The 8,627-nt window shown below is 52.2% G+C and carries 6 protein-coding genes; 3 read left to right on the plus strand and 3 right to left on the minus strand.

Annotated elements, in window-relative coordinates; all coding sequences use genetic code 11:
* Positions 1–349 precede the first annotated feature (349 nt).
* Both metG and Q0294_RS14970 read right to left on the minus strand, forming a co-directional pair.
* Positions 350–2,395: a methionine--tRNA ligase gene (metG, locus tag Q0294_RS14965; protein ID WP_299467046.1), complete on the minus strand. Its 2,046-nt coding sequence runs from the start codon at positions 2,393–2,395 to the stop codon at positions 350–352.
* A 212-nt stretch (positions 2,396–2,607) separates the two neighbouring features.
* Positions 2,608–3,615 carry a CNNM domain-containing protein gene (locus Q0294_RS14970; protein WP_299467048.1) on the minus strand — a complete coding sequence of 336 codons (1,008 nt, stop codon included), beginning with the start codon at positions 3,613–3,615 and terminating at the stop codon, positions 2,608–2,610.
* A 338-nt stretch (positions 3,616–3,953) separates the two neighbouring features.
* On the opposite strand from Q0294_RS14970, the gene Q0294_RS14975 reads away from it, so the two are divergent.
* The 3 genes from Q0294_RS14975 to Q0294_RS14985 all read left to right on the plus strand — a co-directional run bounded on the left by Q0294_RS14975 (position 3,954) and on the right by Q0294_RS14985 (position 7,617).
* Complete coding sequence (locus tag Q0294_RS14975) at positions 3,954–5,450, plus strand: hypothetical protein (RefSeq protein ID WP_299467050.1); 1,497 nt, start codon at positions 3,954–3,956, stop codon at positions 5,448–5,450.
* Between the two features lie 68 nt (positions 5,451–5,518).
* Complete coding sequence (locus tag Q0294_RS14980; protein WP_299467053.1) at positions 5,519–6,493, plus strand: sugar phosphate isomerase/epimerase family protein; 975 nt, start codon at positions 5,519–5,521, stop codon at positions 6,491–6,493.
* A 2-nt stretch (positions 6,494–6,495) separates the two neighbouring features.
* Positions 6,496–7,617 (plus strand): glycosyltransferase family 4 protein, encoded by a 1,122-nt coding sequence (locus tag Q0294_RS14985; protein WP_299467055.1) that lies wholly within the window; start codon positions 6,496–6,498, stop codon positions 7,615–7,617.
* A gap of 449 nt (positions 7,618–8,066) precedes the next feature.
* On the opposite strand, the gene Q0294_RS14990 is transcribed toward Q0294_RS14985, so the two are convergent.
* Positions 8,067–8,471 (minus strand): hypothetical protein, encoded by a 405-nt coding sequence (locus tag Q0294_RS14990; RefSeq protein ID WP_299467057.1) that lies wholly within the window; start codon positions 8,469–8,471, stop codon positions 8,067–8,069.
* Between the last annotated feature and the right edge of the window lie 156 nt (positions 8,472–8,627).

The following is an 8,627-nucleotide window of genomic DNA, read 5'->3' on the forward strand; positions in this document are numbered from 1 at the left end:
TAGTCAATTAAATTTCAAAAGAATAATCAGTTACTCTGTGGCCCTGTAATGAATGAATCGATTGAAACGATTCCACATCGTCACCTCTTAACAATTTAAGTAAAAACCCCTGTTTATGATTGGCTCTCACCATTTTTTTGTTTAAGAAATCCGGCCTGTGAAACCCTGCGGAATCTTCCGAAGATCCGGGTTACTCAAAAAAGAACACTACGGAATCACCCGCTCATCCGGTTCTGAGGGACAACCCGCTAGCGGACGCCTCTGTTTTTCAGACACGGCGGCGGACAATGCAACAAGCCACCAGAGAAGACCCTGATGGCTTGAGATGTTATAATTTTCCGAGGCGTACTTAGTGCACACGTTGTCCGGGTACAGCACCTTCATCGGGGGTAAGCAGAAAGACGTCTTTCCCGCCCGGACCGGATGCCAGCACCATACCTTCGCTGGTGCCGAATCGCATTTTGCGAGGTTTGAGGTTCGCACAACAGATCACCAGACGTCCCACCAGTTCTTCCGGGTTGTAAGCGCTTTTAATGCCGGCAAACACATTGCGGCGCTCTTCACCTCCCAGACTTAAAGTGAGCTGCAATAATTTGTCCGCTTCGGGAACCGAGTTCGCAGCGACAATCCGCGCCACACGTAAGTCGACTTTCACGAAATCATCAATCGTGCATTCCGCCGACATCGGTTCCTGTGTGAGTGCGTCTCCCGTGTCATTCCATTCGGAGGCGGCTGCTTCCGTGGCGGTCGCTTCGGCTTCTGCTTTTGCTTCATCAGTCATGGCTTGTACCTGTTTCTCTTCAATACGTTTAAATAGGTGCTGGAATTTATTAACCAGGGTTCCCGTTAACGGCGTCTGTGCCTGCTCCCAGTTCGTGACGGGATCGTTCAACAGTTCACCCGTCTGTTCGGACAATTGGGGAAGTACGGGCGTCAGATACACGATAATCTGCCGAAACAGATTCAGTGCGATCGTACAGATCTCCTGCAGTTCTGCCTGACGGCTTTCGTCTTTTTTCAGTTCCCACGGTTTTTGATCGTCCCAGTATTTATTCGCGCGATCAGCCAGCGCGAGAACTTCCCGCATTGCCCCGTTAAAGTCGCAGACTTCATAGGCGGCTGCGATGGTCTCACTGCGACTGGCCGCGTATTCGAACAGCCCGCCGTCATCGGGATACGAATCGGACAACCCGGTGTCTGCGACAAATTTCGCAGAACGGCTGGCCAGATTCACCACCTTGCCGACGAGATCCGAATTTACTTTCTGAATGAATTCCTCGAGATTCAAATCGAGGTCATCCAGTCGCGGCCCCAGCTTGGAAGCGTAATAGTAACGCAGGCAGGCGGGATCGAGGTGATTCAGATAGGTGGCCGCTTTCACGAATGTCCCTTTTGACTTGGACATTTTTTCGCCGTCTACGGTCAGGAAACCATGAATGTGAACTCTTTCCGGCAGGTTGAAGCCGGCGGTTTTGAGCATGGCAGGCCAGAACAGCGTGTGGAAGTAAGTGATGTCCTTGCCGATGAAGTGATGCACTTCGGTTTCAGGATTCCTCCACCAGCGGTCGAAGTCTGCTCCCGTTTTCTCACACCATTCGAGGGTCGATGCGATATAACCGATAGGCGCATCAAACCAGACATACCAGAAGTTGCCCGGACTGTCGGGAATTTCAAAACCGAAATACGGTGCGGGGCGTGAGATATCCCAGTCGCGGAGCGGGTCTCCCAGGAAATGTCCTTTGAGATAGTTGGCGACTTCCGTTTGCAGATGCTGGCCGGACTGCGTCCATTCTTCGAGAAACGGATGCAGGTCTTCGATACGCACAAAAAGATGGTTGGCGGTACGGACTTCGGGAGTGGTATTGGAAAGTGTGCTGATCGGATCGGTCAGGTCGGCCGGTGTGTAAGTGCTGCCGCATTTGTCGCAGTTATCGCCGTACTGATCGGGGGCTTTGCATTTCGGGCAGGTCCCTTTGACGAAGCGATCGGCGAGAAACGTATTTTCCTGAACGTCGAATAACTGAGTGACTTCTTTTTCATGGACCAGACCGGCGTCGCGCAAAGCAGACCAGATTTCGTGGCATACCTTGCGATTCTGCTCGCTGTTCGTGCTGCCGTAATTGTCGAACTCGATATGGAAACCGGTGAAGTCGGCGATGTGTTTTTCACGGACGTCGGCGATCAGCGCTTCTTCGGAACGGCCTTCCTGGCGGGCGCGAATCATAATCGCAGTGCCATGCGTATCGTCGGCGCAGAAGAAGCGGCATTCCTGACCGCGCAGTTTCTGGAAACGGACCCAGATATCAGTCTGGATGTATTCCACGAGATGGCCGATGTGAATGTCACCGTTGGCGTAAGGCAGAGCAGCGGTGACTAAAATGCGACGTTGGGTCATAGTGATTCCGGTTACATTGACTCAGGATAATATACTAACGCTATTGTGAACAGACACTGGAAAGGGAGCGGAGTTCAGAAAAAACCTGCATTTTCAACCCGCTGAATCCGATTCCGGTCTCTTAATTTATGTCTCATTTTCAGAGGGCGTTGATTGTACGCGGGTCGGTCCGATCCCGCAATCCAGCAGGAAAGACCGTCAAAACAGAGCGATTACGACACGCGGGCTTTCAGCATTAAGGGGCCCGTGGGCGAACAGAGCGCTTTCACCAGGTCCAGCTGGCTGACAATTCCCAGCTGTTTCTCATTTTCATAAATAGCACCATAGGCAGAAGCGGAATTCCTCAGCAGGTAGAGCGATTCCAGCATACTGAAATCCGACTGTAAGCGTGGCATGTTATAAACGGCCGGGATAATCGGTGCGGGAGAGGTGATGAGATCGACTAATTTGATGTAACCCGTCCATTCACTCTGCTTCTCTCGCGAGCGAATCGGAATAAACGAAAGCTGATTCTGTTTCGCAAGCTGCATGATTTGTGCAGCGTCGGTCGTGCGTGTGACTCCTGTGATTTCACTCTGGGGAATCATCACTTTGATGACAGATTGTGCAGCCGTGTTAAACATCCCGCGCACCAGTTGTTTTTGAGAGTTCGTGAGCAAACCTTCCAGGTGTCCTTCTTCGAGAACTTTCACCAGTCGCTGGCGCCCCAGAACGAGCTGCGCGGGCTTGTTACGATCCGGAGAGTAGCGTTCCAGCAGGCGTGTGATCGAAACCAGCGGCGTGCTGATGAGCCAGAACGCCCGATAAAAGAAGTCAAACCAGCGGCAATACCGTTTCAGCAACATCGTCGGCGCACGGTAATACAGATTTTTGGGAACAAGTTCTCCCAGAATAAAAATGATCGGTGTGAATAAAATTGTTGTGATGATTTCGGCTGAACCGCTCGATTCACTAAACACTTCTGCCACGCCCATCGAGATGGCAATCGTGGCCAGATCGTTGGCCAGATTATTTCCGATCAAAGTGGTCGCGACAAAATAGCTGGGGTTTTGCGCAAACCAGCACAGACGTTTTGCAATCGGGTCGCCTTCGTTTGCGTCAATATTCAGCCGCAAAAAACTGACACGGTAGAACCCTGTTTCTGAACCACTAAAAAGGGCAGACAGGCGCAAGCCGATGGCAAACAATGCCATTGCACCAATGAGAGGAAGCCAGTTCAACTTTTCTTTCAACCTTGGAACACAAACACGAACAGGACGCTTTCCCGGCGGATACGTCATCAACCTGAGGTGGATTCTCGTGAAACGTCACCGATCTTGCAAGAGGGGCTCGAATTTAAGACATGGAAAACCGTTTATATTTCACGCACTCTGAATCGCATGACTACCATTTTCCTGATCTATGACCTATGTTTGAGTGACAATACAACTACCTAATCCTCTCATTTTGACAAGCACTCAGCAGGTCGGGTATTTTCGCTTGAACCTGGCAGGGCAATGTGTTCTAAGTCGCTTAAAAATAAGAGATTACATCATTTCTTTTGATGAGTAAGACCTTTATGAAAGTTCAACAGTTTTTAGATCATCACGGGATTAAAGAAAATCCGTTCGGGCAGGAAGACGCACAAAGCGATCACGTTTTCAAAGAATTCTGTCTGAACGGGACGCATCATCCGGTCTGGGACAAAATATTTTCCAATCCCGCCAACCCCTCCACGTCTGTTGTGTTTGGTGAAAAGGGGGCAGGGAAAACCGCCATTCGGATGCAGATGATCGAACAGCTGCAGAAGCATAACGCACTCCATCCGGAGAGCCGGGTGTTCGTGATCGAATACGATGATTTTAACCCCTTTCTGGATTGTTTCCGCGAACGGTATTCAGGCCGCAAACGGCGCCCCGAACGGTTGCTGTCCTACTGGCGATTGTGGGATCACATGGACGCCATTCTTTCATTGGGAACGACTCAGCTCATTGGCCAGACGATCGAAACGGATGAGTCGGCGGAGAATAACATCCGATCGGTTTCGAAATCGCAGATTTCGAATTTATCGCATCTGGAAAAACGGGACCTGCTGTTGCTGGCAGCGTTTTACGACAACAGCCTGGATATGCCTGCGGTACAACGCTGGAATCGTTTGAGGCGGAAACTGAAATTCAGCTATTGGAAAACCGAGTGGGAACGCGGGTTGGGATTTCTGGTGACGCTGGTCACCGTCGGACTCGTGTTTTACCTGGGAACCTGGAAAGATTTCGGTCAGTGGTGGATCTGGCTGATGATGTTCGCCGGCTGGGCTCCCTGGTTGTGGCGCCAGTCAACGCTGCTGTGGAAAGCCTGGCGGGTCACACGTGAAGTGCGTGTCTTCGATCATCTGCCTAATGCGTTGAGAAAAATTCTTTCACGGATCGAACGCCGGGAACTGGCCGGGCAACCGATCCCCTCGCGGGATCGCAGCGATGACCGCTATGAACTGCTGACCAAATTTCAGACGGTTCTTAAAAAGCTGGGCTTCACAAACATTATCATTCTGGTGGATCGCGTGGACGAGCCGCATCTGGTGAATGGTTCAGCCGAACGGATGCGGGATCTGCTCTGGCCAATGTTCGACAACAAATTATTGAAACATCCGGGCGTGGCGTTCAAACTGCTGTTACCTTCCGACGTGGTGTATTATCTGCAGCGGGAAGAGAAGGAATTTTACGAACGTTCGCGGCTGGACAAGCAAAACCTGGTGACATCGCTGGATTGGACGGGGGAATCGCTGTATGACGTCGCCTGCGATCGCGTGCGGGCCTGTTCTGCAGATCATGGCGCGAATCACTCGATCAAGGATCTGTTTGACGATTCGATTTCCGAGCAGGAATTGATCTCGCAATTCGCGCAACTGCGTGTGCCACGGCACTTGTTCAAATTTCTGTATCGTCTGATTGTCGACCACTGTAATCACTATACGGTTGATAATCCGAGCTGGAAAATCAATCGGGAAACGCTGCATAAGGTGCTCAGTCTGTTCCAGAGGGACCTGGATGCCTTTGACCGCGGAATGGGAACAGGTTGAAAATGGTCCCCGGTTCCGGTAGTTTAGATGGGTAACAAACCTGACTTCATCCTACCGGAATCATCTTCATGCACACAAATCTCAACCGACGTGAAATGCTGGCTGCTGCGGGCAGTGTCCTGGCGGCCGGATTTTCCGCGACTGCATCTGCTGCCGCCAGTCCTGCCAGAAATCGCAGTGCTGCCGAGCCGTTCCGCTACTGCTTTAACACGAGTACTGTGCGCGGCCAGAAACTGGGTATCGTCGAACAGGTCGATCTGACTTCCAAAGCCGGCTACGATGCGATTGAACCCTGGATGCGTGATATCGACCAGTATGTCAAGGACGGCGGTTCGCTGGCCGACTTGCGAAAACGCATCGAAGATTCGGGTTTGACGGTCGAGAGCGCCATCGGTTTTGCGCAGTGGATCGTTGACGACGACGAAGTGCGCAAGCAGGGACTGGAACAGGCGAAGCGGGATATGGACACGCTGCGTCAAATTGGCGGGATTCGCATCGCCGCCCCTCCTACCGGAGCGACCAAGCAAAACGACCTCAATCTGTTTGAAGCGGCAAAACGTTATCGCGCGTTGCTGGAACTGGGCGATCAGATGGGTGTGACCCCGCAGGTAGAGGTCTGGGGTTTTTCCGAGTCACTCTCGCGTCTGGGAGAATCGATGTTTGTCGCCATTGAAAGTGGTCATCCTAAAGCGTGTCTGCTGCCGGACGTGTATCATATTTATAAAGGGGGCTCTGATTTTGCCGGCCTGGGATTACTGAGCGGTTCCGCCGTTCAGGTCTTTCACGTGAACGATTATCCTGCCAATCCGCCGCGGGAAACGATCAATGATGCAGACCGTGTTTATCCCGGCGATGGCGTGGCTCCTTTATCCGATATTTTCCGCATGATTCATCAGGCTGGGTTTCGCGGCGTGTTATCGCTGGAGTTATTCAATAAGGATTACTGGCAGCAGGATGCGCTGGAAGTGGCGCAAACCGGTTTGAGAAAAACCAGAGAAGCCGTGCTGCGGGCGAAACTCGATCAAAGTGTTAAAGCTGACTGAATGTGAAACGGATTGCTCTCTTATTTGAGTTTGGTTCTTTGAACGGGGGCGAGCATTCCATGCTGGCTGTCCTCGCTCAACTGCATCAACGGTCATTTGAATTTGTCGCGTTCTGCCCGGAGGAGAGTCCTTTAGAAGCGCGGCTTGCACAGCTGCAGGTGGAGTGCCATCCGGTTACGTTTCACAACGCACAGGGGCAGCGACTGTCGCGTGAAGCAGTGGCGGAACAGCTATTGCCGACGTTGCAGACGGGCCGCTTTGATTTACTGCACGCGAATAGTCTTTCGATGTCCCGTCTGACTGGTGCGCTGTCGCAGCAGTTACCCGTCCCCTGCTCCGGACACTTGCGGGATATCATCAAACTCAGCCGGGCGGCGAACGCGGATTTGAATCAGAACCGGCGTTTGATCGCGGTCTCAGAAGCCACGAGAAGTTTTCATATCAGCCGGGGACTGCAGCCGGAGAAAGTGACGGTCTATTATAACGGCGTTGATATCGACCGCTTTCAGCCGCGTCCTGCGACAGGACTGCTCAAACGGGAACTGGGGCTGGCTTGCGATACCAGGCTCTGTTTAACCATCGGTCAGATCGGGTTGCGGAAGGGGCAGGATATTCTGACGGAGGCGGCGAAACTGCTGGCGGATGAGGGAGATTTGAGCACGCATTTTCTGCTTGTCGGAGAAAGGCACTCGCAGAAACAGGAGAGCATCGAATTTGATCAGGGGCTTACAGCCGCCTTTGCGCAGCCGGCCTTACAGGGTCGCCTGCATCGCCTGGGTTACCGGGAAAACATTGAAGGACTCATGAACGAAGCCGACCTGCTGGTGCATCCGGCCAAGCAGGAACCTTTGGGGCGGGTCTTACTGGAAGCGATTGCCAGCGGGCTGCCGATTGTGGCAACCGATGTGGGCGGCACGAGTGAGATCGTGCGGCATGAAGTCTCGGCGTTGCTGGTGCCCGCGAATGATGCGGTGGCTCTCGCGGCTGCCATCAAACGGACCTTGAGTGATCGGAGTCTGATCGAGACAATGTCAGCAGCGGCGCGGCAGCGGGCTCTGGCCTGTTTTACCAGCGTGCAGGCCAGCCAGCGACTCGCCGCATTCTGGAACGAAGTCTGTTGTTAAGATGTTTCCAGATGCGTTATGAAACGGTGTTTCAAAGAAGCGAGGGGAACGAGCCGTGAACCGGTTTGATCATGTCGCAAAAAGCGTGCACAGCGCGCACTGGAGGAGGGAGTTGACGACCCGCTTGTGTCCCGGTTTATAAGGCGTCTCCAGGACCATTTGAGACGAGTATCATAGAACGAGAGGCGTGATGATGAAATGCGATGCGCTCAAAAAATCCCGCATGAAATGACTTGTTAATGAATCGATTCAGAGGAAAAACGGATAAAAAACGACATCCACGCGCGCGACGCATGTAGCGCAGTTTAAGAAACGGCAAGTGGACGTCAATCGCGAAAACAAGCTTGTTTTCAACAGAAAAAACGGCACGCAGAATATTCACAGCGTTGTCAAGTCGGTCTGGATTGCAGATGAAGAGCGAAAACGGGAGCGATTCGGGCAAAAGCTGGTTACGCGGTTTCACCGGGATGAAATTCATCCCACCGTTTCCAGGCATAATCCCATTCCATCCAGAGTCTTAATACCGACCAGAGAATGCGCATCTTGCTGACCTGCTCAGGAGGAAGTTTTGATTGTGATTCCGTTGCCTGTTGCGTGGCTTCTGCCAGTCCCCAGACTTTTGCCAGCTCGCGACAGAGATTGTCGGCGGTGAGATCAATGTCCGCTTCTTCAGAGACAAAGCCGGCGGCGTTTGCCATCACGAACAACTCGAACAGTTGACTCCGATAAGGATCCAGTTCCAGCGGTTTGGTTTCCGCTTCCGCTTCGCTGACCAGTCTGGCAACGCGCTGGATGATATCATTGGCCAACGCCTGGGGGGCACTTGCTACATTGCGGGCAGGGTCAAAGGACATGGTTGCGTCGTTCACTCTCTTGAAAGCTCAAAATCAACTCGAATTCCATAACAAAAACACACCCTGAGCCAGTGGGCCAAGGTGTGTTTAGAGAATATCGAATTTGATCAGTTTCAGCAACCACCGCCGTTTGAATGATCGTTTCAACCATAAAAA

The organism is uncultured Gimesia sp. (genome assembly GCF_937919775.1).
Lineage (GTDB): Bacteria > Planctomycetota > Planctomycetia > Planctomycetales > Planctomycetaceae > Gimesia.